Here is a 24,723-nt window from a genome sequence, read left to right as displayed (position 1 = left end):
ACGGGCACATGGTGAGCGCATGGCATGCTCCGGTCAAGAGCGTGCTTCGGCCAGAGGTCGACGACGAGGGGGAGGCGGCCGCAACCATGGCAGGCGCCACGGAAGGAGGCGCGGGAGGGGCGATCTTCCGGCCATGCGAGGTGAGTTTAGGACATATCGGACCATAATCGTTGTTGCCGCGACGAGCGTCGCCGCTGGTGGCGCTGCCTCGACGCCGACCGCCGGCAGCACATTCGGCCTGGTCCTGCCGTGGGCGCGCGGCCATGGGCCGCCTCCCGGAGACCTCCCTGGAGGAGAGGTCGGCCGTCGGTCGACTTCCGGCCACCGGACGCCCCGTTCGGCGCAGTGGCCGGCGCTCTGGCCGCGTCACCTCCTGGCGATCATCCCTCCTTGGCGGTCACGCCCCTGGCGGTCATCCCTCCCTGGCGGTCACGCCCTCGGACCGCTCAACTCCTCACGGGCCCGTGCGCAGTGACGCATTGTCCGCATGGGTGGCGAGCGAGGCCGGTCATACTTACGTACATGACCTACGGCGGCTACCCGGACCAGCAGAACTCCCAGGGCGCACCCACACCACCCCCTCCGGGCTTCGGCCCGCCCGTCCCGGTACCGGCCCCGGGGCAGCAGGGGTACGGACAGCCGCAGCCGGCGTACGGGCCGCCGCACCCTCAGGGCCCGTACGGCGCGCCGCCGCAGCCGGGGTACGGGCCGCAGCCGGGGTACGGGATGCCCCAAGGGCCGCCCCAGCCGCAGCCGCTCGCGCCGGGAGGCCCGGGAGGCCCGGAGTTCGTCGCGCACGACCGCCAGAACTCCGTCATCGTCGACGCGACGGGTGTGGCCCTGGAGGTCCAGGGCCACACCCTGGAGTTCCCCTGGTCCGGGATCGGTACGGTCCACTTCGCCCCGGCCCCGTTCGGGACGGTCCTCATGGTGGCCGTCGCCCTCCCGGGCGGAATGCTCTACGAGTGCCGCATCGCCGCCCGTCGCAAGCCGCAGCTGCAGCAGTGGCTCGGGGCACTGGGTCCCGTGGTGCAGTACTACCTGGCGAACCGCCCACCGGCGCAGTAGGCCGATGGGCGGTCCGGTCCTCCGCTCGCGTGCGGGCGAGCGGGCGGACGGGGTCGGGCCGGGGCCCCGGGGCGGGTCCGCCGTGGTCGCCGCTACGGCAGGCCGTGCACGTGCGGTCCGACCGCGTTCGACCAGGCGTTTCCGGCCGTCGCATCCCAGTTCGTCGACCAGGTCATCGCCCCGCGCAGTCCCGGGTACGTACGCGAGGGCTTGAAGGAGCCGCAGTTCGTGCCCCGGGCGAGGCAGTCGAGGGCGTTCTTCACGATCCCCGGGTCGACGTACCCGCTGCCCGCGCCCCGCGTGGAAGCCGGGACACCGATCCCCACCTGGGACGGGTCGAGACCGCCCTCGAGCTGGATGCAGGCGAGCGCGGTGAGGAAGTCGACCGAGCCCTGGGAGTAGACCTTGCCGTCGCATCCGTTCATCGAACCGCTGTTGTAGTACTGCATGTTGACGACGGTCAGGATGTCCTTCACGTTCAGCGCCGTCCTGAAGTACTCGCTCGCGGTGGACTGCATGTCGATGGTCTGCGGCGCCATCGTCAGCACCAGCCCGGAGCCGGCCTTCTGGGAGAGCTGCCGGAGCGCCTGGGTCAGATACGTGGAGTTGATGCCGTGCTCCAGGTCGATGTCGATGCCGCTGAAGCCGTACTGCTGCATCAGGGAGTACGCGCTGTCGGCGAAGGCGGTCGCGGAGGCGGCACTGTTGATCGTGACATTGCCGCGCTCACCGCCGACCGAGAGGATCACCGACTTGCCCGCGCTCTTCTTGGCGCTGATGTCGCTCTTGAACTCGTCGACAGAGCCGTAGCCGACGGCCGGGTCCAGATTGAAGGTGATCTCACCGGGCGTCGCCGTCGAGTCGGCGAACGAGACGGCGATGATGTCGTACTGCGTCTGGACGTCCCGCAGTTTCTGCACGGTCGCGCCGTTGTTGAAGTTCTGCCAGTAGCCGGTCAGGGCGTGCTTCGGCACGGCGGGGTTCCCCGGGTTCCCGCCGCCCGACGTCGTCCCGGTCACCGCAACGGACTTCGCGGACTCACCGGCGGCGTTGGTCGCGCTCACCTGGAACTGGTACGAGGTCGACGCGGCAAGGCCCGTCACGGTCGCCGAAGTCCCGGTCGCCGCCTGGACCTTGGTGCCGTTGCGGTAGACGTTGTAGCCGGTCGCACCCGAGGAGCCGTTCCAGCTCAGGGCGACGGACGAAGAGGTGACCGCCCCGACGGAGAGCCCGCCCGGGGCCGGAGGCACGACCGGGTCGGGGTCACCGCCACCGCCCCCGTCCGGGCCGAGGACCGAGATGTCGTCCGCGTGGTAGGCGGGCTGCCCGTACCACCCATGGGTGTAGACGGTCACCGAGGTGGTGGCGGCACCGGTCGTGAAGGCGGTCGTCAGCTGCGACCACCCGGCGGCCCCGGGCGTCCACGTCGACACGTCGGTCGTCCCTGTGCCGCTCGCCCCGAGGTACACGTACGAACCCTGCACCCATGCACTGAGCCGGTACGTCGAGTTGGGCTTCACGGCCACGGTCTGGGAGCACTTCGCATGGTCCTGCCCGGAGGGCGTCGCCTTGAGCGCGGCGGCCCCGCCGTGCACGGGCGACGAGACCGTGGCCCCGGCCCCGCCGGAACAGGTCCAGTTGGCGAGCCCGGACTCGAACCCGGCGTTCTTCGCGACGTTCACATCCGCCGCCTGCGCGGTTCCTGCCCCGCCGGCCAGCCCGATCCCGGCGCCCACGGCGAGCGCCAGGACTCCGCCGAGCCATCTGCGCCTGCGGGCGGTACTGCGGTCCCTGCGGTTGGTGGGGTCCACTTGCTGCCTCCGGTGGGGGAGTTGGGGGAGGAGGACGTACGGGAACGGGTGGCCACCGCTGGGCGTACAAGTTGGTCCAGACCAATCCGCTTGTCAAGCCCTGTGGGAGAAGGCCGTATACGAAGAAGGCCCGGTCCTCACGCGGACCGGGCTCTTCGGCTTCTCAGGCCGCCCCCGTGGCCCTGCACGGGACTCAGTCGACTCTGAAGAAATCAGCCTGCGTCGACAGTGATCGACTGAATGACCTCGTCCGTGTGTCGTAGTCGACGCAGCGTGCCTCGTCCGTCCTCTCGAAGTCGACCTTCTTCTGTGAGGTGGCACCCACGCGTCCGAGGAGTATTCCCATGCCATCGAGCGAAAGAATTCCCATCCGGAGAGGAGGGTTCGCATGAGCGCGAAGATCGGCATAACCAGTGCGGCGAGAAAGTGCTGAGTCGACGAATTCCGGTGCGGGTCACGGTGCAGCCCGGCGACGGCCGGTACGCCGAGACTCCGGGCAGGCGCAGCAGGAATCGCAAGCCGATGGTGTCCAGCCCATCGGCGGTGACGAACGGCTCGGTAGCGAGGCTCAGCACGTAGCCCACGCCGTGGAACACCACCACCCCCGCGGCCCATGACCGCATCAGCGAGAAGGAGGAAGCTCGGAGCGGCTCCGGTCCGAGGTGCTCCTCCTCATGCCCGATCTCGCAGCGCGACACGTTGACGTGGGCGAAGGGCCAGGTCCTGGGTCCAGAGGCCCACAACTGGTCCCAGGCCCCATCGGAATCCGGACAAGAGCCACCGGGATCCGGGCGAGAGAGGTCCACATGTGCGGTCCCGAGCTGCTGTCGTTCGCCGCCCTGATCGGCTTACCGGTGGTCGGCCTCAGCTTTCTCTTCGTCCATCTCCTGCGCCGACTCGCGTGGCTACAGGACCGCAGTCCACTACGGCCCCGCGGACCCGGCTCGTACTGCCACGATCACGAGCCGTGATGACACGGTGCCGGTTCTGGTGCCAGGTTGTGCACTGGCCGCCGTCGGTGCATTTTTTTGGCGCTCCTGCTGTGGATCGCGCTTACGGTGCTCCTGTAGAGGGATTGTGAAATCTCCTTGGACTGAGCGAAGTTGATCGCCCGTTCACTTCGAGGCATTCATCGATCGTTTCGTCCGTTCTCTTGTGGACTGATCACGAAAAAACTCAACGCCCCCGACAGTTGGGTGCTTCTGTCCCGATTTGATGCAGAATAGTCGGTGAGTTGCTTCCCTATGCAACGGAAAGGGTGTTCACCGGTCGGTAGGACGCGGATAGGCTGCCGATGCAGCTCGATGCAGCTGCACTGAGCAGTAGGCGATCTGCGGCCGTCGGGGCACCGGCGACCGGAGTGGACGGGGAACTCAGAGTGCCGACAGTCATTGCGGCCACCAGTGTTGACCTGGTGCTGCCACCGACCGACCAACAGACGCCGACTGCTGCCGTCTTACAGTCCCCCGACACTCAGCCGCTGGACGCCGCACTCACCGAGATGCATGTCCTTCTCGAGCAGCATGGCTATGTCGTCGTCGTCTACCCGTCGTCCGTGTCGCCCGCCCTGGAACAGCGGATGTTCGCCGTCCGCGCCATGCTGGAGAGCGACCGGATCGCCCTGCTCAGATCGGACCTCCCTCCGCTTGGTACCGCCGTACTGGTACGCCAGTTGCGCCAGTTGTCGATCTGCGACTTCAGCGCCGGTGTCGTCGCATCCGCGTCCCGGCTCCTCACCCACTACATCTACGCGGGCGCGGTCCTCAACTCCGTCACCAAGCTCGACCGGGTGCCGGTCAGCCTGAAGTCGCACGCCAAGTCCTGGGTTCCAGGTTCACAGTTCGCTGTGCTGGCGGGCCCCAATCCTCAGCTGATCAAGATCGGGCAGACCGCCGGGGTGCTGGGCGGCCCCGAGTTCGGCACGCAACTCCTCGTGGCCAAGGGCCAGCTGCAGACCGACTGGGTGAGCGGAACCCTCGCCCCTGCCTGGCAGGTCCAGGGGTTGCAGGAGGCCGCTTTGCCGTCCGACTCGGCGCGCTGGTGGGGTACGGGCAAGCTCGTGGAGTTCGCGGCGTTCCTGCCGGACATCTCCGTGCTGTACCAACTGGTCGCGTCCGTAAGGCGCGTGAAGTGTCACTGGTGCTCCATGGAACTCATCGGCGACCGCTGCGGCTTCTGCTCCTCGCCTCTGCCCCAGCCCGAGAACCAAACGCATGCCACAGGTGTCCTCAACCAAGGGGCCTCCGCAAGCTCCCGGCCCTGATCCCCCACACTCAGCGCACCGCACACGCCCTGTCCGCTCTGCCCCACGTACTCGAACGAGGTTGTACGGCCCATGAATTCCCGCCAGCGCCGCGGCGTCATACTCCTGCTGTTGTCGGTCCTGTGCGCCTTCGGCGCCTTCGCCGGCGTACTCTCGGTGATCAGCGACGTGAACTCGAAGGTCGGTCCCGAGGTGACGGCGTACGAGATCAAGACCGATGTGGCGCCCTACACGGCACTCAGCGCGAGTCAGTTCGAAAAGGTCTCCATGCCCAAGCGCTGGCTCTCCGAGAACGCGGTGACCGACATCTCCGAGATCAGCGGCAAGATCGCTGTGACCCGGCTGAACAAGGGCTCGCTTCTCCAGAACGACATGATCGTGAAGCGGCCCGCCCTCCAGCCCGGTGAGCAGGAGATCGCCATCATGATCGATGCGGCGACCGGCGTGGCGGGCAAGATCAAACCTGACTCGCGGGTCAACATCTACGCCACGTTCGCCGGCGAGCAGGAGGGCGCACCCGCCCAGTCGAAGGTGATCGTGTCCAACGCCAAGGTCCTGGACGTGGGTCAGCTCACCGCGCTCGAGCCGGACCGGGACAACAAGACCAACCAGGCCACCGAGGCAGTGCCGATCACCTTCGCGCTGAACACGCTCGACGCCCAGCGCATCGCCTATGCCGAGTCCTTCGCGGAGCACGTACGCCTCGCGCTGATCGGCCAGGGCAGCGACACCACGATCCGTCCGAGCGACCGCACGTACACGCTCGACAAGGACAAGTAGGGACAAGTGAGGATTGGATGACCACCAGGATCCTCCCGGCCGTCGGCGACGCCGACGCGGCCAGGTCCGTCACCACGCTGCTGAGCCAGCTGCCCGACGCGGAGCCAGCGGCTCCGGTCGGCGACTCGACGCAGCTCATCGACACCCTCGCGCGCCTGGCGGGCGAGTCGCTCGACGAGCTGCCCGAGGTCGTGCTGGTGCACGAGCGGATCGGTCCGGTGCCGGCGCTGGAGCTGATCCGGGAGGTCGCCCTGCGCTTCCCCGCCGTCGGGGTGGTGCTCATCACCGCCGACGCGAGCCCGAGCCTTTTCTCGGCGGCGATGGACTCGGGCGCCCGGGGGCTGGTCGCGCTTCCCCTCAGTTACGAAGAGCTGGCCAACCGGGTCCAGGCAGCCTCCCAGTGGTCGGTGGGTGTGCGCCGGCACCTGGGCGCGAGCGGTGATGTCTTCACCGGACCCGGCGGCACGGTCGTCACGGTCACCGGCGCCAAGGGTGGCGTGGGAGCCACGATCACGGCGGTCCAACTCGCTCTGGCCGCAAAGGCGTCCGGACGCAACGTCGCGCTGGTGGACATGGACCTGCAGGCGGGCGACATCGCCTCGTACCTCGATGTGCAGTTCCGCCGTTCGATCGTCGACCTGGCAGCCATCTCCGACATATCCCCCCGGGTTCTGTCGGACGCGGTGTTCAGCCACACGACGGGCATGGCTCTGCTGCTCGCGCCCGGGGAGGGCGAGCGGGGCGAAGAGGTCAGCGACCGGGCGGCACGCCAGATCGTCAGCGCGCTGCGGTCCCGGTACGAGGTGGTCGTCATCGACTGCGGCAGCCAGATGCACGGCGCCAACGCCGCGGCCATCGAGATGGCGGACATCGCACTGCTCGTCACGACGCCGGACGTGGTGGCGGTGCGCGGTGCCAAGCGGGTTGTACGGATGTGGGACCGGCTCCAGATCCGCAAGGCGGAGGAGACGGTCACCGTCGTCAACCGCTACACCCGCAACACCGAGATCCAGCCGCCGCTGATCCAGAAGATCACCGGCACGCGCGTGGCGGGGACCGCCGTCCCCGCGAACTTCAAGGAGCTCCAGGGCGCGGTCGATGCAGGCCGCATGCATGAACTCGAGGCCAAGAGCGTGGTGAAGCAGGCGTTGTGGGGCCTGGCAGGGGAGTTGGGTCTTGTGAAGATCCCCGAAGGCGCTGAGAAGAGCGGTAAGTTCCGCAACGACCGGGGCTCGATCGGGGGCCGTCGTAGGCGTGGAGAGCATGGAGAGAGGGAAGGGGCTCGCTGACCGATGGTGAGCATGGGGGAACGGTTCACAAGGTCTGTAAGAAGCTCGAAGGCGCGAAGCGCCGGTCCTGAAAGGGATCGTGGCCAGACCGCGATCGAGTTCGTGGGCGTCACGCCACTGATCATTCTGCTGCTCATCGCGCTGTGGCAGTGTGCGCTGATCGGGTACACGTTCAGCTTGGCCGGGAATGCGGCGGACGTGGCCGCGCGAGCCGGCTCCGGCGCCGACAGGTGGGAGACCACACAGCGCGCGGCCTGCACGAAGGCCGCGAAGGAGGACCTTCCCGAACCCTGGGCGGAGTCGGCCGACATCGAATGTGGAACGCCTTCTCAGCCCGGCCTCTATCCGGCCAAGGTCACGTTGAAGGTGCCCGTCCTGGTGCCCGGTGTTCTCAACTTCCCGATGGACGTCGCCGGCGAAGCCGCTTCGGTGAAGGAGAGCTGAGTCATGGGCAGGTGCACAGTGATGCGACGCCGTGACCGTGGCCAGGTCGCCATTGAGTACATGGGGTTCATCCCGCTACTGCTGATCGTGGGGCTGTTCGCGATTCAGCTGGGTGTGGCCGCCTATACGGCGAACCAGGCCGGTACAGCTGCCCGCGCCGCGGCCCGAACGGCCAGTCACGACCGGCCGGAGCTCACTCCGGAGCAAGCCGGTGAACGGTCCATCAGTGACTGGCTCGCCGACGATTCGAAGTTCTTCGGATCATGGGGTGGTGACGAGGTCACGTACACGGCCAAGGTCAGGATTCCCTCGGTCGTCCCCGGAGTCGAGGACTGGGGCTGGGCCGAGCGAAGCTCCACCATGCCTATTGACTGACCTGGCCCTCACGCCACGCGCACAACCACTCAGCACAACCGAGGAGTTGCAGACATGAGCCTGCGGGCACGCATCACCGCCCCCGAGGAGAACGGCGGGGGGCGGGAGGACGGCCACATGGTCGCCACGTACCGCGCCAAGCTGCTCGAGGAGATCGACCTCGCGGAGATGTCCTCGCTCGCGGCCGCCGAACGGCGGGCACGGCTCGAGCGCGTACTGGGCCACATCATCAGCCGTGAGGGCCCCGTCCTCTCCACGGTCGAGCGCTCCCAGCTGATCCGCCGGGTCGTGGATGAAGCCCTCGGCCTCGGCATCCTGGAGCCGCTCCTCGAAGACGCTTCCATCACCGAAATCATGGTGAACGGACCGGACCAGATCTTCGTCGAGCGCAGCGGCAAGGTGGAACAGTTGCCCATGCGCTTCGGTTCGCACGAGCAGTTGATGCAGACCATCGAGCGCATCGTCTCGACGGTCAACCGCCGTGTGGACGAAGCCAATCCGATGGTCGACGCGCGTCTGCCCAGCGGCGAGCGTGTGAATGTGATCATTCCGCCGCTGTCGCTGACCGGCGCCACCCTCACGATCCGACGGTTCCCCCGGGCATTCACGCTCCAGGAGATGATCGGTTTCGGCTCGATCGACGAGCAGATGCTGCTCCTGCTCTCGGGTCTTGTGCAGGCGAAGTTCAACATCATCGTCTCCGGGGCCACAGGCACGGGAAAGACCACACTGCTCAATGCCCTTTCCGGCCTCATTCCGAACGACGAGCGCATCGTCACCATCGAGGACTCCGCAGAGCTCCAGCTCCAGCAGTCGCATGTCATCCGCCTTGAGTCACGGCCGGCGAATGTCGAAGGCAAGGGCCAGATCACCATTCGCGACCTGGTGCGCAACTCCCTGCGTATGCGCCCCGACAGAATCGTTGTCGGTGAGGTCCGTGGCGGCGAATCGCTTGACATGCTCCAGGCAATGTCAACCGGTCACGACGGATCCCTTGCGACCGTCCACGCCAACAACGCCGAGGACGCGCTGATGCGTCTGCAGACGCTGGCCTCGATGTCCGAGATCAAGATTCCGTTCGAGGCACTGCACGACCAGATCAACAGCGCCATCGACGTCATCGTCCAGCTGACCAGGCATGCGGACGGTTCCCGAAAGGTCACCGAGATCGCGTTCCTCGACTCCCACGGACGGGATGCCTACCGCATCTGCTCGCTCGCACGCTTCAACGCCCAGCCGATGGCCGCCGACGGGCGGATCTACGGCCAGTTCCAGTATCTCCCCCTCCCGCGCCGTCTCGCAGAGCGCCTCTACATGGCCAGCCAGCCCATTCCGCAGGCCTTCGGGGTCGCCGCGTCCGACGATCAGCTCGCCACCCGAGAGGCCAAGTAGGTACCGCAGGATGAACAATCTCGCTCTGCTCACGATCGGCGTCACGCTGCTGTGCTGCGTGTTCGGCGTCATAGGCCTCCAGGCATACTCCAAGGGGAAGTCCGAGCGCGAAGCCCTGGTCGACCGCCTCTCGCACACGGGCCAGATCCCGGTGGCGGGGCGTCAGCGCCGCTTCCAGGGCGTGGACCGTCGGCTGCGTAAGACCCACCTGGGACGGAAGATCGAACTGAAGCTCGCCGCCACGGGTCTGGAGATCACGCCGGGCGAATTCTTCGTCTACGCGATCGCCGCTCTGGCCGGCCTCTGGATGACCGCCTCGTCAATCCTGGCCGCCTTCTTCGGGCCGGTCGCTGCCCTTATCGGCCTCTGGGGCACCAACACCTTTCTCAACTGGCAGCGTGCCAAGCGCACGGAGCGCTTCATCAACCAGTTGCCGGAGCTGTCCCGTATCCTCGCCAACGCCACCCAGGCCGGTCTCGCCCTCCGCACCGCCATCGCCATGGCCGCGGAGGAGTTGGAGGACCCCGCGGGTGAGGAGCTGGCACGAGTGGCGCGCCGGCTCTCCATCGGAGAGTCCCTCGACGACGCACTGAGCGAGCTCACGGAGCGCCTGCCTTCGCGCGAGCTGGTCGTCCTCGTCACCACGCTCGTCCTGTCGAACCGCGCCGGCGGTACGGTCGTCAGCTCTCTGCGGAACCTCACAGAGACGCTCGAAGAGCGCAAGGAGACACGGCGCGAGGTCAAGACGCAGCTGTCGCAGGTAACGGTCACGGCCTACGCGGTTCCCGTCTTCGGGTTCGGCGCGATGCTCCTGCTCAACGCCGTGATGCCGGGCGCGCTGGACCGCATGACTGGCGCGACCATCGGTCAGGCCTCGGTCATCGCCGCGCTCATCCTGTACGCGATCGGGTTCATAGTGATCCGCCGCCTGTCCCGTATCGACATCTGAGGGGAACGACGACATGGACCTGCTGCTTGCCGCCGTCGTCGGTCTCGCCGTGTACGGAGCCATCCACGGCATCCGTATGTTCCGGGCCGACGCCAAGCTGCCCGGTGATCTCGCCGTCGCCCTGGAGGTCGGCTCCAGCCGCACCAGCGCGGTGGGATCGGGAATCGACCGCATGGGTATGCGCTGGGCTCCGACGGTGCTCAGGATGATGGGCCCCAAGGCCGTCAACAAGAAACGCCGTCAGATCGACCTCGCCGGCAACCCTGGCGGTCTGACCATCGATCGTTACGCCGCACGCCGTGCGGTGTACGGGGCGCTGGGCTTCTTCGGCGCCTTCTCGACGATCATCCGTGGTCAGATTTTCGTCACCGTGCTGCTGATCGCCTTCGGGCTCTTCTGGGTCGAGGTAGGCATCTGGTCGGCGATCCGTGTCCGAAAGGACCACATTGAACGTACACTGCCCGACTTCCTCGATGTCCTCGCTGTCGTAGTCTCGGCCGGCCTCGGCTTCCGGCAGGCACTGGAGCGGGTGGCCGACAAGTACGAGGGTCCGTGGGCTGACGAACTGCGCATCACCCTGCGCCAGATGGACATGGGCGTGAGCCGCCGTCAGGCCTTCGAGGAGTTGCGTAAGCGCAACGACTCGGAGCAGGTGGCGATGTTCGTCACGACCCTCCAGCAGGGTGAGGAACTGGGTGCTCCGATCGTCGACACACTCATCCAGATCGCCAATGACATGCGACGTAACGATGCGCAGAACGCGCGTCGGAAGGCAGCCAAGGCAGTGCCGAAGGCGACCTTCGCGGTGACGACGTTCCTGCTGCCCGGCACGCTGATTCTGCTGACAGTGGGTTTCATCTACGGCGCGAACGTGGACTTCAGCTTCCTGTCGGGTGGATGACGGAATGACGGGGACAACGGGGATGTTGCGAGCGTTGAGCAGGGGGAGGTGAGCGACTCCGTGTCATATCAACTCAGTGACGCTCACGAGGGCTTGACGGGCGCGGTCGGCCAGATCGCAGCCGATCCCAACTCACGTCCCACTTTTGCGATACAGGTCAATGCGCTCCAGGCCATGTGCCGACAGGTCTTCGGCTTCCGGCTCGCGATGATCGCTGTGGCTACGCCGTTCGCTATGGACAGCGCGGCGCCTGGACTGGCAACGTGGCTTGTCGGCGCGGCGGTCCTGATCACCTTCATGGGGTCGTACGTACTCTTCCGGGACTGGGAGCGTTTCGGCCCGCTGTTCCTGCGTCACCCCTGGCTGCTGGCGGTCGATGCCGTGTTCGGGGCTCTGCTGCTGATCACTGCTACTCCGGAGTCGACGCTTGCCTACGTCAGCGTCTGCACTCCGCTACTGGCGGGGCTGGTCTACGGCTGGCGTGGAGCGGCAGTCTTCGCCGCTCTTCAGACCGTCATCATTTTTCTCGTCTATGGTGCTGATAAGAAGCTGGAGGCGAGCAATGCCACCGGCCTACTCCTCCCGGGATTCTGTGTCATCGCGGGCGCGGTAGGCGTCACCTTGCGGAATCTCCTGCTTCGTTTCGGCACCGCGAGCCAAGCACTCACCGAGACCCGTGCCCGCCTCGCAGTCAGTGGGGCAATCGAGGGCGAACGTTCCCGACTCGCCCGTGAGATGCATGATTCGGTTGCGAAGACCTTGCACGGACTGGCACTGGCGGCCGATGGTCTCGCAAGCTCGGCGGACCGTATGGACCCACTCACCGTCAAGCACCAGGCGGAGTTGGTCGCTCGCTCGGCCCGCCGGGCCGCCGCGGAGTCGCGGGAATTGCTCTCAGACCTTCGACGTGAGTCCGGCCTTGACGGCGGCGTTGACGTGGCCGGTGAACTCACCGCACGTGTCGCGGACTTCACCCGACGCCATGGGCTCAAGGCCACGTTCCGACAACTGAGTGACGTCCCGGTGCCGATGCTGCCGCAAGCAGTCGCGCGCCAGCTGCTCACCGTCGCCTCCGAGGCGATGGAGAACGCCCACAGGCACGGGGAACCCTCCTACCTCGATGTGTCGGCCGGCGTCGTCGGTGACGTCCTGCGCGTGAGCGTGTACGACGACGGGCGCGGCCTGCCTGCCGGCACCACCCTTGACGAACTCAAGCGGGCGGGTCACTTCGGTCTGGTCGGCATGGTGGAGCGAGCCGCCTCGATCGGTGCCCGGATTCGTATCGGTAAGGGCCGGGCGGCCAAGGGCACGGAAGTCCGACTGGAACTCCCGATGGTCGCCCTTACGGCCGTCGGCTTGCACGCGCCCGCCGCACCCAGCCCACTCCGCACGCCCCACGCCTAGCCGTGCGTCCCCCACTGTCCCCCTACCACTGAGAGGAGGCCGCAGAATGCCAGATGAGATCTCCCGCGCGTCGGGTCAGCACTGGGCGCAACAGAACCACGCCTCCCAGCACACGTCCTCGCACGCCACCCCGCTCAGCTCGGAGCACAGTTCCTCCGGGTTCCCCGCTCCTCAGCAAGCCGCGGCATCCGGAGCGATGCCTGCCTTTCCCGCCGCCCCACCGGCACCTGTCCCCATGCCTTTGCGCGTAGTCGTCGCCGATGACAATCCGGTGGTCCGGGCAGGCCTGGGCGTGCTGCTCTCCGGCCGCCAGGACGTCGAGGTCGTCGCGGAAGCCGCCGACGGTCGCGCGGCCTACGAGGCCGCGGTGCAGCATCGCCCCGATGTGGTGCTGTTGGACGTCCGCATGCCTGGCGTGGACGGCATCTCCGCGCTGCCGCACCTGGTGCAGATCGCGCCGGTGATGATGCTGACGTACAGCCGTGAGAGTGAAATCGTGCACGAGGCGCTGAGGCTTGGAGCCGGCGGCTACCTTGTCCACGGGGAGTTCACCGCGGACCAACTGGTGCAGGCCGTAAAGGACATCAGAACCGGACGGGCTCACTTCACGGCCACGGCGGCGAACGCCCTGCTCCAGCACATGCGGCAGGGACCACCCGGGCCGGCCGCCAGCCCGCAGCCCCTGCCTGAGGGCCTCGGATCGGCGCTGACGACGGGCGTGTCGTACGCCGGGCCCCACCAGGAGGCCTATCCGCCTCTAGGTGCCGTGCCGGCGCCCAGGCACGCGCCTGGCGTGTCCGCAGCGCAAGGACGACCGGCCGATCAGCCTCGAGGTCTTTCGCATTTGCAATCTCCTGTGGCACAGTCTTCAACTACAGGGCGACCGGGTCTGCCACCGAACAGGGAAGAGTTCGGGCTGAGTTCACGGGAGGTGGAGGTCATGGAACTGATTGCATCCGGAATGAGCAATCAGCAGATCGCCGCCACGTGCTTCATCAGTGAGAAGACCGTCAAGAACCACATCAACCGCATCTTCACCAAGCTGCACAGCGGTAGCCGCAGCGAGGCGATCGCCCGCTGGCTCGGCACCGCGCCGACCACGGGGCACGGTCCGAGGGGGGACGGACAGGGATGACCGAACGGCGGATCCAGCACGCAGGCAGAGAGGCATGCTCGGGTGTGGGCCTAGAGGCCCAGCCCTGCACCGGGTGGGCCCAAGCTTCTCTTTGGGCCCGGGAATGGGCCCAGGGGCCCTCTGGTCGAGAGGCTGTCCCGGCGTACGTTTCTCGTGTCGCAAGCGGCACCGGCCAGGAGGAAGCCGGTAACGCGATTGGCACCGAAGAGACTTACGCGTCGGCCGGCAAGCGGTCGGCCGGACCCGGAGGGGAACATCATGAACAACACGATGCTGAAGGCCGCCGTCAACACTCAGGTCCGCGTCAACGGTTGGGCGAACACCGCCGTCACGAGGATCCAGAAGCGCTACGAGACCAAGGACCGGGGCCAGACGGCCTTCGAGTACCTGGGCATCATCCTGGTGGTCGTCGCGATCATCGGTGGTATCGCGGCGTCGGGCATCGGTACCGCGATCAAGGGCCGCATCGAGGGCCTGGTGAACTCGATCAAGGCTGGTTGATGGTTGCTCGCAAGCGCAACGATGCAGGGCAGGCCTTCCCCATCTATGTAGTGATGGTGGCGGGCCTGCTCTTCCTTGCGTTCGCCTTCTTTGCTGTCGGCCAGGCCTCGGCGACTCGCAACGGAGCTCAGGGAGCCGCTGATGCGGCTGCACTCGCCGCCGCTCAAGACGCGCGCGACCAGATGGGTCCCGGTCTTCTCGAGGCGATCCTCCTACCTGGTGGTCTTGCTGATTTCTTCGACGGCCAGAAGTTTGGGACCGAGGCCGCGTGTGCACAGGCTGAGAACTTCGCTTCCAAGAACAGGTCCGATGTCATGGACCTCGATGGCAGCGGGGACGGCGGTTGCAGTCGGAATCCTGGCTTCCTTCGCGACGAGTTCACCGTTGAGGTCAAGACGCGCTACGCCGTCAAGAATTCTCTGATCAGTGGATCCGAAGACGGGCGAGGTACAGCGAAGGCCACAGCTGTCGTCGAGTTCCGATGCGATCTGAAGCCTGTGGGCGATCCAGGTGAGGACGACACCGAGCCCAAAGAGGACGAGAAGCCTGGGCCCGTCACGTTCGAGTGCGACGGGCGAGACCTCATCATCGATCCCGAGGACCCTCTTCCACTGCCGCAGTTGGAGAAGATCTTCGCTGTGCACCTGATCGACTGATGGCGAACGACGAGTAGAGGAAGCGATATCCAATGAGCATTCGGCGTACTACGAAGGTCCGGCGGGCAGCGCTGGCTGCCTCGATGACGGCAGCGCTGGCCCTCCTCGGTACAGGTTGCGGTGGGGGCGATGACGACAAGTCGCAACAGACAGGGTCATCGTCGTCCACATCGACCGGTAGCGGGGGATCGAAGGGGGACACTGCTGCCGGGGACAAGGTAGACCCGAATGTGAAGCTCGCCGAGATCCGCGGGCAAGGAGACCTGCTGCTCGTCATCAACGAAGCCAAACGTGACTCGGGTGGGTTCGTCACTGTCAGCGGCGAGATCAAGAATCAGGGCGATGAGATTCGCAACTCGAGCGGCTGGGAGGGCGCCGAGAGTCTGATCGTCGCCAAGAATCCCAACTCGGTCGCGGGTGCCGCACTGGTGGACAAGGCCGGCAAGAAGCGCTACTACATCCTCCGGGATACTGATGGGCGCTGCCTCTGCACCACCGGCATCGGACCGATTGCTGCCGGTAAGTCGGCCCCTGTCTTCATGCAGTTCCCGGCTCCGCCGACCGGCACGAATGAAGTCGACTTCACTCTGCCGACCTTCGCCAACACCACCATCAAGATCGCCGGGTGATGGCTGAAATGACGGTCACCTGTTCTCGTCCCAAGCCGTCGCGTGCGGCGGGAACCGCTGTTGCGTCGCTGGCAGTCCTGGCAGTCACCAGTGTCTTCGGTCCCGGTGTCGCGTTTGCCGACGACGGCCCGAGCGTGCCACCTGGTACCGAGGCGTCCGCCAAGCCGCCGGTCGAGGTGGACGGCCAGGATCCCGATCTCAGGATGCCTGATGGTGCGACGTTGGCCCCCGCCAAGGTCCTTGATGTCATTCAGGTCGTCGAGGACCAGGGTGGCGAGGAGCGCCGAGAAGAAACCAATTCGACCGTGAAGTTTGCGCTTCAAGCCGAGGTCCTGTTCGGCAAGGACAGCGCGAAGCTGAGCAGCGCTGCCAATGCCCGGATCGCGGCCATCGCCGCCGAGATCAAGAAGCAGAGTGCCACCAAGGTGCGCGTCTTCGGCTTCACCGACAACCTCGGTTCCGACGCTCATGGCGATGTGCTATCCAAGCAGCGTGCCGATGCTGTGCAGGGAGTACTGAACAAGGAGCTTGGCTCCACCTCGATCACCTTCGAGATCCGCGGCTACGGCGAGCAGTACCCGATCGCCGACAACGGCACCGAAGAGGGCCGTAAGAAGAACCGTCGTGTGGAGGTCTCCTTCCCACGGGGCGAGGGCGGCTAGGCTCAACAGTCCAGCTGACGCAGCGCGGACCACCTCGTGGCAGGTGGTCCGCCCCCTGCGTCCTGGGTACCGTCGGTCCACCGACGGACGATCCGCAGTCCGGTGCCTCGGCCCCGCGAGCAACCGTCGAGGCCGGTACCGGGTGTCGACGGGCCCCGCGGTGCGTGCACAGCGGATAGGCCGGCACAGTGGCCGCTACTCCTCCAGTTCGACGATCGGCCGGTCGCTGACGACCGCTGCCATGATCATCGGGGCGTCGCCGTCGGACTGGTTCAGCGAGACCGCGACCCAGGGACCGTCGGTGGCCGAGTCGGTCGGCACAGGTCCCCACACAGCCAGGTCGCCGAGAAGGTCTTCGTCGCACAGTGCCTGGAACATGGATGGCATGGGCTCGTTCTCGGCGCTCCGGAAGACGGGCACGCGCATGCCCACCGGTCGATGGGTGCCCCATCGGCGGTCCAGTTCTTGGACGAGGTCGGCGAGATGACCTTCGGCAGCCTCCTCCACGTCATTCCACTCGGGCGCGTACACCCCTGTGAGGCTGTCGCCTTCCCAGAGCGGAATGATCACAAAGCCGGCGCCTCTGGTCACCGTCCATTCCCCGGCGACCGGATCCCCCTCAGCGACCGTCGGACCGGTCGCGGGTACGGGCTCGGCCAGCAGTGCCTCGATATCGGCCGCGGCCCGGCCGGTGTCGAACGTCTCTCCGGCCCGGGCGGTCACAGCGCGGCCCGGTCCATCGGGCGGGGCAGCGGTTGGAGCGCGCCGGCGTCCCGCAGCCGCAGGTTGGCCTGGACCACGGCTTCGGTGTGTTCGCGTGATGCGATCTCCAGCAGGGCTCCTCCGCCGGTCAGCTCTTTGCGGACGGCCGTCATGCCGGCCGGTACCAGGGCTGCGCGCCTTGGCGAGAGGTAACCGACCCAGCCGACGGCGGGATCGTCCACGCTGAAGCCGGCGTCGTCCTCCAGCGCGTCCATCACGTCGTAGTCGCTGACGTCGCCGAAGTCCGGTTCCCACACATCGGCGACAAGGGTGAGGAGTTCGGAGTCCGGGGTTCCGGCAGCGTCCGGTGATTCGATGGCGATCACTATCGACTGGAGCAGGAACGGTGAGATGCCACCTCCATTGCCGCTGACGTCGATCTCCCAGCCCTTGACACCCGCGGCGACCAGGTGAAGCGGGAAACCAACCTGGTCCGACCAGTCATCGGCTGCCTCCGCGGCGCGCAGGGCGTTGCTCAGGGGGTCCATGTCCGGCCGGAATTCGGTGGCAGGCCCGGACATGTGGATCTGCTGCCACCTCCAGGCACTGGCTCCGACCGAATCGGCCGTAGGGAGAAGCTCGGTGAGGCGGTTCACGGTCAGCTGCCACCGGCCTGCAAGCGTCTCGACCGATTCTTGCCGGGGTCCCCAGAAGCCCCGAACCACTCGTCGCATGTCCTGTCTCCTCGGCTTCTCGTCCTCGGTGCCCAGCGCTACTGCTCCGGTCACGCTAACCGAACGCCTCCGGCTTCCTGGTACCGCCTGTCGGCTTCTGCTTCGTGTGAATAACCTTGATCGGCAGCCGCGCGTCCTGGAAGGCCCTTCGGGCCGCCTTGGCCACCTCCGGGTCGGAGAAGTGCCATTCGATGGGACGACCTCCGGCAGCGGCGATCTGGCCCCGGGCCTCGGTGAGGAACTTGTCCTTGCCGGACTTGGTCAGCGTGCCCTTCTTCGACTTCGAGAGGTAGCTCTTGTAGCCGTTCTTGGCCTCGAGGAACGTCTGCCTACTGGAGTCCCAGCCGTCGTACTCCACAGGAGACTTGCCCTCCTTGGGATGCGCGACGATGTACTCCTTGCCGCGCTGCGTGCCGGTGATCTGCTCCTGGTATCGGAGCCACGACTCGTTCTTCCAGTTGGGCTTGGGGTTACGGTCCCGGCTGCCCCAGTATCCGTCGCCCTTGTCGGCCGAGCCGAGTTCCGGGTCGTTCAGGTCGTCGGCCCAGTCGGGGTCGTTGTAGTTCCGCGGGTCGGAGGTGTCGTTCTTCTTCGGGTCGGGCCAAGGCTTCTTCTTCGCCGCGGCCTTGGCCGCGCGGTCCTTCTCCTCGGCGCGCTTCTTGGCCGTCCATGCTTCCCGTTCCTGCTTGCGCGCCGCCTCCGCCTTGGCCTTGGCCTCCGTGTCGCAGCCCTCAGTGGCCAGGATCACCCGGTCCGGTGGCCCTCCCGCGAGGACGCCGGTCCCGGATCCCGCCACGCCCGCGAACCCGGGGCGTGGCGGCGGACCGGAGGCTATGGTGCAGCCCGTCCGACGAGCCTTCTCCTCGGCCTCGTCCGCCGCTTCGTCGGCCTCCTTCGCCGCCTTGCGGGCGCCGTCGACGTCGCCGGCGTCGGCGGCCTTGCGGGCCTTCTTCGCGGCCTCACCCGCGTCGCCGGCTGCTTCGGCGACCTCCTCGGCGATCTTGCCCAACTTGCCGAGTTTGCCGACCTTGCCGACGACCTTCGCGACGTCGTAGCCGGGGATGAAGAGCGATCCGACGTTCCAGACGACGTCGGTCACGGCCCGGGTCTTCTCGCCGTTGTTCCAGCGGTCGCGCACCTCGTCGCCGACGAAGACGTCGTCCCCGACCTTCACCACGGTGTTGAGCGAGGCGCCGCCCCAGTCGCCGAGAGCACCGAGGTAGTCCCCGTTGTCCCACTTCTCGCCGGCGTCCTTGGAGTCCTCCGTCCACTGGTCGCCGAGCTGGCTGCCGTAGTCGGCCATGCCGGACCAGGTTTCGGGCTTGAAGAGGTCGATGATGCCGGTTATGTCACCGCCGATGCCGTCGACGAAGATGCCCTTGACGACCTGGGTTCCGCGGTCCCAGGCACAGCCGAAGAAGCCCCAGCCGCCGCAGTCCTCCTCGTCACCCTTGTCGCCCCCGTCGCCGGCCTCGGACTCGTCGGTGGCGGAGGCCGGGACGTCGTAGGCCGCCTCGGGCTCCTCGTGGGTCTCGGGGTAGGTGTCACCACTACCGTTGGGGCCGGCGGTTGTTCCGCCATCGGGTCCGCCGCTGGTGCCGCCGTTCGTCCCGCCCGTGGCACCGCCGTTTCCGGTCGAGCTGCCGCCTGTGCCGCCGGTTGGGCCGCCATCCGCCCCACCCGTCGCACCCGCGCTACCGGTGGCCCCTGCGGTCCCTGAGGTCCCTGCCGAGCCCCCAGTGCTCCCGGTCGAACCGCCGATCCCGGAGGCACCACCGGTACCGGTGGTGCCTCCGGTCGTGGTCGAGCCACCCGTGGACCCGCCGGTGTCCGCATCGCCTGGATCGCCTGAGCCATCGGTCCCTTCGGTGCCCTCGTCGTCACCGGCTTCCACGGTGGTGGTGCCGTCGTCACCACAGTCCGAGCCGCCGCCGATCCGGCACACCTGGGCGCTGATCTTGGACGTCAGTTCCTGGCCGATCCCCGTCGCGACGAGCCCGCCGATGATCGCGACGACGATCAGGACCAGGCCGAGGTACTCCAGCGCGGTCTGACCTCGGTCGCGCCGCCAAGCGATCATGTGGGACAGCGAGAACTCGGGCTTGTCCACCCGCTCCTGTTCCGGAAGCGCGAACCACTCGCGGCTGTCCGACTGCATCAGGAAGAGCAGGATCAGCACAGGCAGGAAGAGCTGTGCGAAGCCGTGTCCGGACCCGTCGCCGATATTGGCCACGCCGCCCAGGATCAGCCACGCCTGCACCGCGATGAGACCGGTCCATACGCCTTTGCCGCCGGTCCAGATGCGGCGGGAGAGCACCCAGCCCACCACTCCGGGCGCGGCTCCGTACAGCACGAGCCCGAGGAGAAGGCCGTCCATGGCATCGGCGGAGAGAGCGGAGCCGAGCAGGCCGAGTCCGCCCAGTACCGTGGCGCCGAACAGGACGTGGACCAGCACATGTACCACTCGGAGCTCGCGCGGCAGTGCTCGCCGCCCCGCGCCGGACGTGGGCGCGCCTCCGTATGCAGGTATGCCGCCGGACACAGACATGTGTTGACCCCAACCGGTACTGACAGCAAGAGAAGTGAAGACCGATCAGGCTATGGCTGAGCACAGAGCGACGTCTTGGGCCCGAGGACCCAACCTCGGGCCCAAGGAGTACTCACAGTCATCTGGAAGGCGGTTTCACTGTGATCCGTGGAGAGCCCCGCCCGGCTTTTCACGCCTTGGATGCCCCGAGCTCTTGAGCCTCGAACACCACTGGTTCGCACGGGGCGGGCCGGGGTGGCGCTCGCGGGACAGCGGTGCTTTGTCGACAACATGGCGGAGCATCCGGTGAGTTGTGAAACTTTGGGTCCTGGGGCCCATGCCTGCGGACTGGATTTCGCAATAGCGTACGAAAATGAATCGTGCAGGTGGGGGCTGGGCCGAGACGGCGGCTCAGGCGGCGAGTGTGAAGTCCAGTACGTTTGCCAGTAGTTGGGGCGCAGGTGGCGGTGAGATCTCGGATGCGTCCGTTCGCGGTCGCGCACCGATGCCCCAGCAGCTGTTCTGGGTGCAGGGTCTGCAATGGCTCCAGGTCGCTTTGACGGCGCTGTACGTCCTGACGGTGCTGTCAATGGTGACGTACTACAACGGCGAGTTGTTCGGGATCCTGCTCTACGACTCGCTGCCCAGCGTCATCGGCGCCTACCTGGCGCATCGCGCCTGGCGCGGCGGGCTGTGGGTCAGCCGGGGGCTGATCGTGGTCCAGGGGTGGCTCCTGTGGCTGGCGTTCGTCACCCTCCTTCACCTGGACTACCGCGGCCTCAGTCAGTCGGTGATCCCGATCGCGGTGATCGTGCTGCTGCGTATGCCGGAGGTGCGCGCATGGTTCGATCTGGCTCCGGACGAGAGGAAGCGGCCGCGGCCGTTCCGTATCGAGCGGATGATCCGTTGGCGGCGTGATCAGGGCCAGACGGCCATGGAGTACCTCGGTCTGGTCCTGGTGGTCGCGGCGATCATCGGCGGGTTGGTGGCGACCGGGATCGGCTCGGAGCTCACCAACAAGATTGCCGCGCAGGTCTCCTGCATCGGCGGCGGGGATTGCGGCGGTGGCGGTGACACCGGCGGCACGAACGGCGGCGGTGACACCGAAGCCGGGCCGGCCGAGGGCGACGGTACGGGCGGTTCCTCCGGCGGTACGGGTGGCTCCGGCGGTGCCACGGGCGGTTCCTCCGGCGGTGATCTCGTCGAGGAGAACGACTTCGGCACGATGAGCGGCGACGACAGGATCCCCGTCGCGCCGGGCCCGTTGGAGCGGGAGGTCGACCCCGAGGACTTCAAGGACGACGGCACCGAGCCGATCATCCCCGAGGAGCGGCACGACAGGACTTTCTGGGACCACGCCCGGGGCTTCGTCATGGCGCCCACGGTCGGCTTCATCAACGACACGGTCGCCTTCGCCGCGAATCCGAAGAAGACCATCGAGGACACCTGGGAAGGTCTCGAGAACTACAGCCAGGACTGGTGGAAGAAGAACCGTCCCAGCGTCGGCCAGAAGTGGAAGAACGGCGACAAGCTCGGCGCCTCATGGGACGCCTTCACGGGCGGGCTGAGCTTCACCAAGGACTTCACCGTCGACATGTTCGTCGACAAGGAGAACTGGAAGAAGGGCAACTACGGGGCGTCCACCGGTAACACCATCCTCGGCGTCATCGGCATCTTCAGCCCCAAGAGCCTGAAGAAGTTCAAGAAGCTGGGCGACCTCGGCGGCAAGAGGGACTTCCCGGACACGCCGAACGGCCGGGCCGCGGAGTCCGCGCAGAAGGCCAAGGAGGAAGCCAAGCGCGGTGACCTCGACCAGGCCCTGAAACACGCCGACGAGGCACAGAAGCACGCCGACCATGCCCGCCGCATCGCCGACCGGGACCAGAAGAAGCAGTGCAAGGGTCTCGCGCTGGCCTCGGTGCAGCCGGCCGCGGCGAACACCGGCGGCCCGCGCGGCGCGACGAGGGCGATGTTGGCCGTCTACCAAGGGGGAGCCGCCGGCGGGATCGTCCGGACGGGCACGAACACCTGCGGCGATGACGACGACGATGTCGTCGAGGCCAACAAGGCCGAGCGAGAGGCCCTCAACGCACGCGCCGACGTCCTGCGCGAGGTGCTGAAGCAGGCCAAGAAGGACGACGTGCACGTCCAGTCCAATGCGCTGGACGACTTCCTGGCCCGGGCCAAGGACGACTCCATGTGGGACCAGAAGGAGTACACGAGCAAGGAGGCGGCCGACGCGCTCGACGACGTCACCAAGCTGGTGCAACGCAAGAACATCGACGGCCTGAGCCGCGAGAAGCTGGCGTACAAGGTGCTGAACTCTCCGAACAAGGACAAGCTCGCGGAGAACCTGGCCGAGGCCAACGCCACCCGCAGGATCGCCGAGAACGAGGCGGCGGACGGCACCACGGTCTACTCGGGCCCCGGCGACACTGCGAAGAACCCGAAGCACAGGGGCGAACTGTCCGACGGCAAAGGCGGCACGATCGACGTGTCCGGAATCCCGGACGCCGATGTCGCCTACCGCGGCAAGGACGGCAAGGTTCACGTCGTCGAGGTCAAGAACAGGGCCAACGCGACCACGCAGCCGTCCCTCCCCGAGCAGGTCAAGCGGCTCGGCGAATGGCAGAAGAAGGAGCCCGGCCGGCAGGCACGCTACGAGATCGAGAGCACCGACAAGTGGACTCAGATCTTCGAACAGTTCAACTACAAGAAGCAGAGCAAGACGGAGAAGCGGGAAGGCAAGCCGAAGGTCCGGCCGCCGGGCAACCCGGCGCAGGAGATGGCCAAGAACAACGTCGGTGCCCGGATCGCGGGACAGGACGTGTCGCCGTCCCAGCTCAATCGGATGGAAGCGGCCTGGAACGGCAAGTCCGACGCGGAGAAGGCCGAGGCCATCCGGTCCGGCAAGATGAAGGATCCGAAGACAGCCATGGAATACCTGGGTGTCTCCTGACGAAAGGACGGGCCGGCTCATGAGTGTGCGGCGGCAACTGGACGACCTCGCCCAGGTGCTCGCGGAGCTGCCGCCGCCCACCACGGGCTGGACCGAAGAGCTCTGGGAGCTCTACGAGAAGACCGAGGGGGAGCCGGATCTGCCCCTCACCGACGCTCAACGGCAGCGCTTCGCGGCACACCGAACGTGGGAGAAGCTGACCGGTCGCGCCCACGGGCTGTTCCGGTCGGTCCGCGGCGGACTGGAGAGCGATCCGTCGCTGCCGGCGGGCGAGGTTGCCCGTGCGGCGGAGCTGGCCGAGTCATGGGTGCGTACCGCGCCGGTGGTCAGTGACGCCGTCTGGCTGCTGTACGACGTCGGGGCCCCGCACGGCGAGGCGGCGCTGCTGCGGCTGGTGGGTGACGACTCGGTGGACGAGTACGCTCGCTTCCTCGCCCGGGAACGGCTGCTCCGGCTGCGCCGGGCCTGCTATCAGGCGCGGGCGGCCGAGCCGGTCGGGGACGACGAGGAGCCGCTGCTTCCCGAGCCCGCCCGGCGGTGGGTCAGCGGCCTGCCCGCTGCGCCGGAGTCCTTCGCGCAGGTCAGGGCGCTGCTGCTGAGCCTCCTGCCCAATGACCGGCTGAACTTCCCGGAGCCCCCGCCCGAATGGGACGGGGACTACGACGAGGACTGGGACGAGCGTCCACAGTGGCTCGACATCCGGAACGTGGTGCGTGACCTGATGCCGTCGCCGCGGCTCGTCACCCGGCAGCGGATGGCCGAGGCGCGGCGCGAGTGCGAGCTGCTCGGCCTTGACGCCGATGACGAGGACTTCACGGAGCGGTGGACCGCGCGGATCGCGGCGTGGCTCGCAGAGGACGTCTTCGACTGGCTGGTCGATCACTCCGCCGGGGCGCTGGAGGCTGCCGCCCCGTGGGCGGCCGATCTGGCGGAGTCGTACGTGCGGCGGGGTTTCGGGGCGGGCAGTGCCGTACGTCTGCTGTGGGCTGTGGACGAACTGCCGGGTAGCCGTGAGGCGCTGGACAGGATTGCGGCCGACCAATCCGTGCCGCCCGAGATCCGGGAACAGGCACGGCGGTAGCCGCTCACACCCACCCCCGCACCGCGACGAACCCGTACAGCAGCCCGAGCGCGAACACCCCGAGGCCCGTCGCGAAGGCGGCGGGCAGCAGCACCGGGCCCCAGGCGCCGGGCCCCGCCACCGTTGCCCGCTTGTCCGGGGCGACGGGGTCGTACGAGACGCGGACCGGGGCGCCGACCTCGAAGCCGAAAGGGCCGGGGGCGGTGTCGGTGAATTCGACGTCGCGGCCGTCGCCTGTACGGAATCCGAAGACGTACTCCGTGGCGTAGCGGCGGTCCGTCCCCGGGCCCCGGTCGACCGTGCGGCGCTTCGTGCACCGGCCCTCGGTGTGTTCGCCGCGCCGTACGAGCCACAGCACACGGCGGAGCCGCAGGGCGGACCGCACGGCGAAGGCGCCGAGAAGGAGGCCGAGCAGCAGCAGGAAAGTGGCTCCGCCACCAGGGAGGATCTGCATCGTTGCC

Annotated in this window: 22 protein-coding genes; 17 read left to right on the top strand and 5 right to left on the bottom strand. The window is 67.3% G+C overall.

Features of this window, described 5'->3' with window-relative positions:
• Nucleotides 1-522: 522 nt before the first annotated feature.
• Nucleotides 523-1,068, top strand: a complete 546-nt coding sequence (locus tag ACFU5O_RS08845; RefSeq protein WP_384238167.1) for a hypothetical protein — start codon at nucleotides 523-525, stop codon at nucleotides 1,066-1,068.
• 92 nt (nucleotides 1,069-1,160) lie between these two features.
• Here ACFU5O_RS08845 and ACFU5O_RS08840 read toward each other — a convergent pair whose 3' ends face one another.
• Nucleotides 1,161-2,879: a chitinase gene (locus ACFU5O_RS08840; RefSeq protein ID WP_384238165.1), complete on the bottom strand. Its 1,719-nt coding sequence runs from the start codon at nucleotides 2,877-2,879 to the stop codon at nucleotides 1,161-1,163.
• A 1,378-nt stretch (nucleotides 2,880-4,257) separates the two neighbouring features.
• Here ACFU5O_RS08840 and ACFU5O_RS08835 point away from each other — a divergent pair.
• The 14 genes from ACFU5O_RS08835 (at nucleotide 4,258) to ACFU5O_RS08770 (ending at nucleotide 16,259) form a co-directional block, all read left to right on the top strand.
• The gene (locus ACFU5O_RS08835; RefSeq protein ID WP_384238163.1) at nucleotides 4,258-5,142 is read left to right on the top strand and encodes a hypothetical protein; all 885 of its coding nucleotides are present in this window, start codon (nucleotides 4,258-4,260) and stop codon (nucleotides 5,140-5,142) included.
• A 72-nt stretch (nucleotides 5,143-5,214) separates the two neighbouring features.
• Nucleotides 5,215-5,922, top strand: a complete 708-nt coding sequence (gene cpaB / locus ACFU5O_RS08830) for a Flp pilus assembly protein CpaB (RefSeq protein ID WP_384238162.1) — start codon at nucleotides 5,215-5,217, stop codon at nucleotides 5,920-5,922.
• 17 nt (nucleotides 5,923-5,939) lie between these two features.
• Nucleotides 5,940-7,211 carry a CpaE family protein gene (locus ACFU5O_RS08825; protein WP_384238160.1) on the top strand — a complete coding sequence of 424 codons (1,272 nt, stop codon included), beginning with the start codon at nucleotides 5,940-5,942 and terminating at the stop codon, nucleotides 7,209-7,211.
• A 3-nt stretch (nucleotides 7,212-7,214) separates the two neighbouring features.
• Nucleotides 7,215-7,655, top strand: coding sequence for a TadE/TadG family type IV pilus assembly protein (locus ACFU5O_RS08820; RefSeq protein ID WP_384238158.1), 441 nt, complete (start codon nucleotides 7,215-7,217; stop codon nucleotides 7,653-7,655).
• 3 nt (nucleotides 7,656-7,658) lie between these two features.
• Nucleotides 7,659-8,030, top strand: coding sequence for a TadE/TadG family type IV pilus assembly protein (locus ACFU5O_RS08815; RefSeq protein ID WP_384238156.1), 372 nt, complete (start codon nucleotides 7,659-7,661; stop codon nucleotides 8,028-8,030).
• 54 nt (nucleotides 8,031-8,084) lie between these two features.
• Entirely contained in the window at nucleotides 8,085-9,422 is a 1,338-nt protein-coding gene (locus ACFU5O_RS08810; protein ID WP_384238154.1) for a CpaF family protein, read from the top strand.
• A 10-nt stretch (nucleotides 9,423-9,432) separates the two neighbouring features.
• A complete protein-coding gene (locus ACFU5O_RS08805; protein WP_384238153.1) occupies nucleotides 9,433-10,371 on the top strand; it encodes a type II secretion system F family protein in 939 nt (312 codons plus the stop codon).
• A gap of 13 nt (nucleotides 10,372-10,384) precedes the next feature.
• On the top strand, nucleotides 10,385-11,272 hold the full coding sequence (locus ACFU5O_RS08800) for a DUF5936 domain-containing protein (protein ID WP_384238151.1): 888 nt from the start codon (nucleotides 10,385-10,387) through the stop codon (nucleotides 11,270-11,272).
• A 60-nt stretch (nucleotides 11,273-11,332) separates the two neighbouring features.
• Nucleotides 11,333-12,676 carry a sensor histidine kinase gene (locus ACFU5O_RS08795; protein WP_384238149.1) on the top strand — a complete coding sequence of 448 codons (1,344 nt, stop codon included), beginning with the start codon at nucleotides 11,333-11,335 and terminating at the stop codon, nucleotides 12,674-12,676.
• Between the two features lie 46 nt (nucleotides 12,677-12,722).
• On the top strand, nucleotides 12,723-13,811 hold the full coding sequence (locus tag ACFU5O_RS08790; protein WP_384238147.1) for a response regulator: 1,089 nt from the start codon (nucleotides 12,723-12,725) through the stop codon (nucleotides 13,809-13,811).
• Between the two features lie 258 nt (nucleotides 13,812-14,069).
• Complete coding sequence (locus ACFU5O_RS08785) at nucleotides 14,070-14,312, top strand: hypothetical protein (RefSeq protein ID WP_384238146.1); 243 nt, start codon at nucleotides 14,070-14,072, stop codon at nucleotides 14,310-14,312.
• Nucleotides 14,312-14,968 (top strand): pilus assembly protein TadG-related protein, encoded by a 657-nt coding sequence (locus ACFU5O_RS08780; protein ID WP_384238144.1) that lies wholly within the window; start codon nucleotides 14,312-14,314, stop codon nucleotides 14,966-14,968. Before ACFU5O_RS08785 ends, ACFU5O_RS08780 begins: the two co-directional genes overlap by 1 nt.
• A 32-nt stretch (nucleotides 14,969-15,000) precedes the next feature.
• Nucleotides 15,001-15,597, top strand: a complete 597-nt coding sequence (locus tag ACFU5O_RS08775) for a hypothetical protein (RefSeq protein ID WP_384238143.1) — start codon at nucleotides 15,001-15,003, stop codon at nucleotides 15,595-15,597.
• 8 nt (nucleotides 15,598-15,605) lie between these two features.
• A complete protein-coding gene (locus ACFU5O_RS08770; RefSeq protein WP_384238923.1) occupies nucleotides 15,606-16,259 on the top strand; it encodes an OmpA family protein in 654 nt (217 codons plus the stop codon).
• Nucleotides 16,260-16,454: 195 nt separating this feature from the next.
• Here ACFU5O_RS08770 and ACFU5O_RS08765 read toward each other — a convergent pair whose 3' ends face one another.
• From ACFU5O_RS08765 to ACFU5O_RS08755, 3 genes are read right to left on the bottom strand one after another with little or no spacing between them, the layout of a single operon-like run.
• Entirely contained in the window at nucleotides 16,455-16,982 is a 528-nt protein-coding gene (locus ACFU5O_RS08765) for a hypothetical protein (RefSeq protein WP_384238142.1), read from the bottom strand.
• Entirely contained in the window at nucleotides 16,979-17,695 is a 717-nt protein-coding gene (locus ACFU5O_RS08760; protein ID WP_384238140.1) for a hypothetical protein, read from the bottom strand. The genes ACFU5O_RS08765 and ACFU5O_RS08760 overlap by 4 nt, the downstream gene beginning before the upstream one ends.
• A gap of 55 nt (nucleotides 17,696-17,750) precedes the next feature.
• Nucleotides 17,751-20,243, bottom strand: coding sequence for a Tox-REase-5 domain-containing protein (locus ACFU5O_RS08755; RefSeq protein ID WP_384238138.1), 2,493 nt, complete (start codon nucleotides 20,241-20,243; stop codon nucleotides 17,751-17,753).
• Nucleotides 20,244-20,727: 484 nt separating this feature from the next.
• On the opposite strand from ACFU5O_RS08755, the gene ACFU5O_RS08750 reads away from it, so the two are divergent.
• Nucleotides 20,728-23,181, top strand: coding sequence for a hypothetical protein (locus tag ACFU5O_RS08750; protein WP_384238136.1), 2,454 nt, complete (start codon nucleotides 20,728-20,730; stop codon nucleotides 23,179-23,181).
• Nucleotides 23,182-23,200: 19 nt separating this feature from the next.
• Nucleotides 23,201-24,262, top strand: a complete 1,062-nt coding sequence (locus ACFU5O_RS08745; protein ID WP_384238134.1) for a hypothetical protein — start codon at nucleotides 23,201-23,203, stop codon at nucleotides 24,260-24,262.
• A gap of 4 nt (nucleotides 24,263-24,266) precedes the next feature.
• On the opposite strand, the gene ACFU5O_RS08740 is transcribed toward ACFU5O_RS08745, so the two are convergent.
• Nucleotides 24,267-24,716, bottom strand: coding sequence for a DUF3592 domain-containing protein (locus ACFU5O_RS08740; protein WP_384238132.1), 450 nt, complete (start codon nucleotides 24,714-24,716; stop codon nucleotides 24,267-24,269).
• Between the last annotated feature and the right edge of the window lie 7 nt (nucleotides 24,717-24,723).

Origin of the sequence: Streptomyces sp. NPDC057445 (assembly GCF_042802855.1) — a bacterium.
GTDB lineage: Bacteria > Actinomycetota > Actinomycetes > Streptomycetales > Streptomycetaceae > Streptomyces.
Note: the sequence above shows the minus strand (reverse complement) of the source record. Positions and strands in the feature narration are given on the sequence as shown.

Bases quoted from the DNA above. Each gene is read 5' to 3' on its own strand.
- ACFU5O_RS08815 (WP_384238156.1), top strand. From the start codon at position 7,659: ATGGGCAGGTGCACAGTGATGCGACGCCGTGACCGTGGCCAGGTCGCC.
- ACFU5O_RS08745 (WP_384238134.1), top strand. From the start codon at position 23,201: ATGAGTGTGCGGCGGCAACTGGACGACCTCGCCCAGGTGCTCGCGGAG.
- cpaB (WP_384238162.1), top strand. From the start codon at position 5,215: ATGAATTCCCGCCAGCGCCGCGGCGTCATACTCCTGCTGTTGTCGGTC.
- ACFU5O_RS08825 (WP_384238160.1), top strand. From the start codon at position 5,940: ATGACCACCAGGATCCTCCCGGCCGTCGGCGACGCCGACGCGGCCAGG.
- ACFU5O_RS08755 (WP_384238138.1), bottom strand. From the start codon at position 20,243: ATGTCTGTGTCCGGCGGCATACCTGCATACGGAGGCGCGCCCACGTCC.
- ACFU5O_RS08740 (WP_384238132.1), bottom strand. From the start codon at position 24,716: ATGCAGATCCTCCCTGGTGGCGGAGCCACTTTCCTGCTGCTGCTCGGC.
- ACFU5O_RS08750 (WP_384238136.1), top strand. From the start codon at position 20,728: ATGCCCCAGCAGCTGTTCTGGGTGCAGGGTCTGCAATGGCTCCAGGTC.
- ACFU5O_RS08805 (WP_384238153.1), top strand. From the start codon at position 9,433: ATGAACAATCTCGCTCTGCTCACGATCGGCGTCACGCTGCTGTGCTGC.
- ACFU5O_RS08810 (WP_384238154.1), top strand. From the start codon at position 8,085: ATGAGCCTGCGGGCACGCATCACCGCCCCCGAGGAGAACGGCGGGGGG.
- ACFU5O_RS08760 (WP_384238140.1), bottom strand. From the start codon at position 17,695: ATGCGACGAGTGGTTCGGGGCTTCTGGGGACCCCGGCAAGAATCGGTC.
- ACFU5O_RS08770 (WP_384238923.1), top strand. From the start codon at position 15,606: ATGACGGTCACCTGTTCTCGTCCCAAGCCGTCGCGTGCGGCGGGAACC.
- ACFU5O_RS08820 (WP_384238158.1), top strand. From the start codon at position 7,215: ATGGTGAGCATGGGGGAACGGTTCACAAGGTCTGTAAGAAGCTCGAAG.
- ACFU5O_RS08790 (WP_384238147.1), top strand. From the start codon at position 12,723: ATGCCAGATGAGATCTCCCGCGCGTCGGGTCAGCACTGGGCGCAACAG.
- ACFU5O_RS08845 (WP_384238167.1), top strand. From the start codon at position 523: ATGACCTACGGCGGCTACCCGGACCAGCAGAACTCCCAGGGCGCACCC.
- ACFU5O_RS08780 (WP_384238144.1), top strand. From the start codon at position 14,312: ATGGTTGCTCGCAAGCGCAACGATGCAGGGCAGGCCTTCCCCATCTAT.
- ACFU5O_RS08775 (WP_384238143.1), top strand. From the start codon at position 15,001: ATGAGCATTCGGCGTACTACGAAGGTCCGGCGGGCAGCGCTGGCTGCC.
- ACFU5O_RS08785 (WP_384238146.1), top strand. From the start codon at position 14,070: ATGAACAACACGATGCTGAAGGCCGCCGTCAACACTCAGGTCCGCGTC.
- ACFU5O_RS08800 (WP_384238151.1), top strand. From the start codon at position 10,385: ATGGACCTGCTGCTTGCCGCCGTCGTCGGTCTCGCCGTGTACGGAGCC.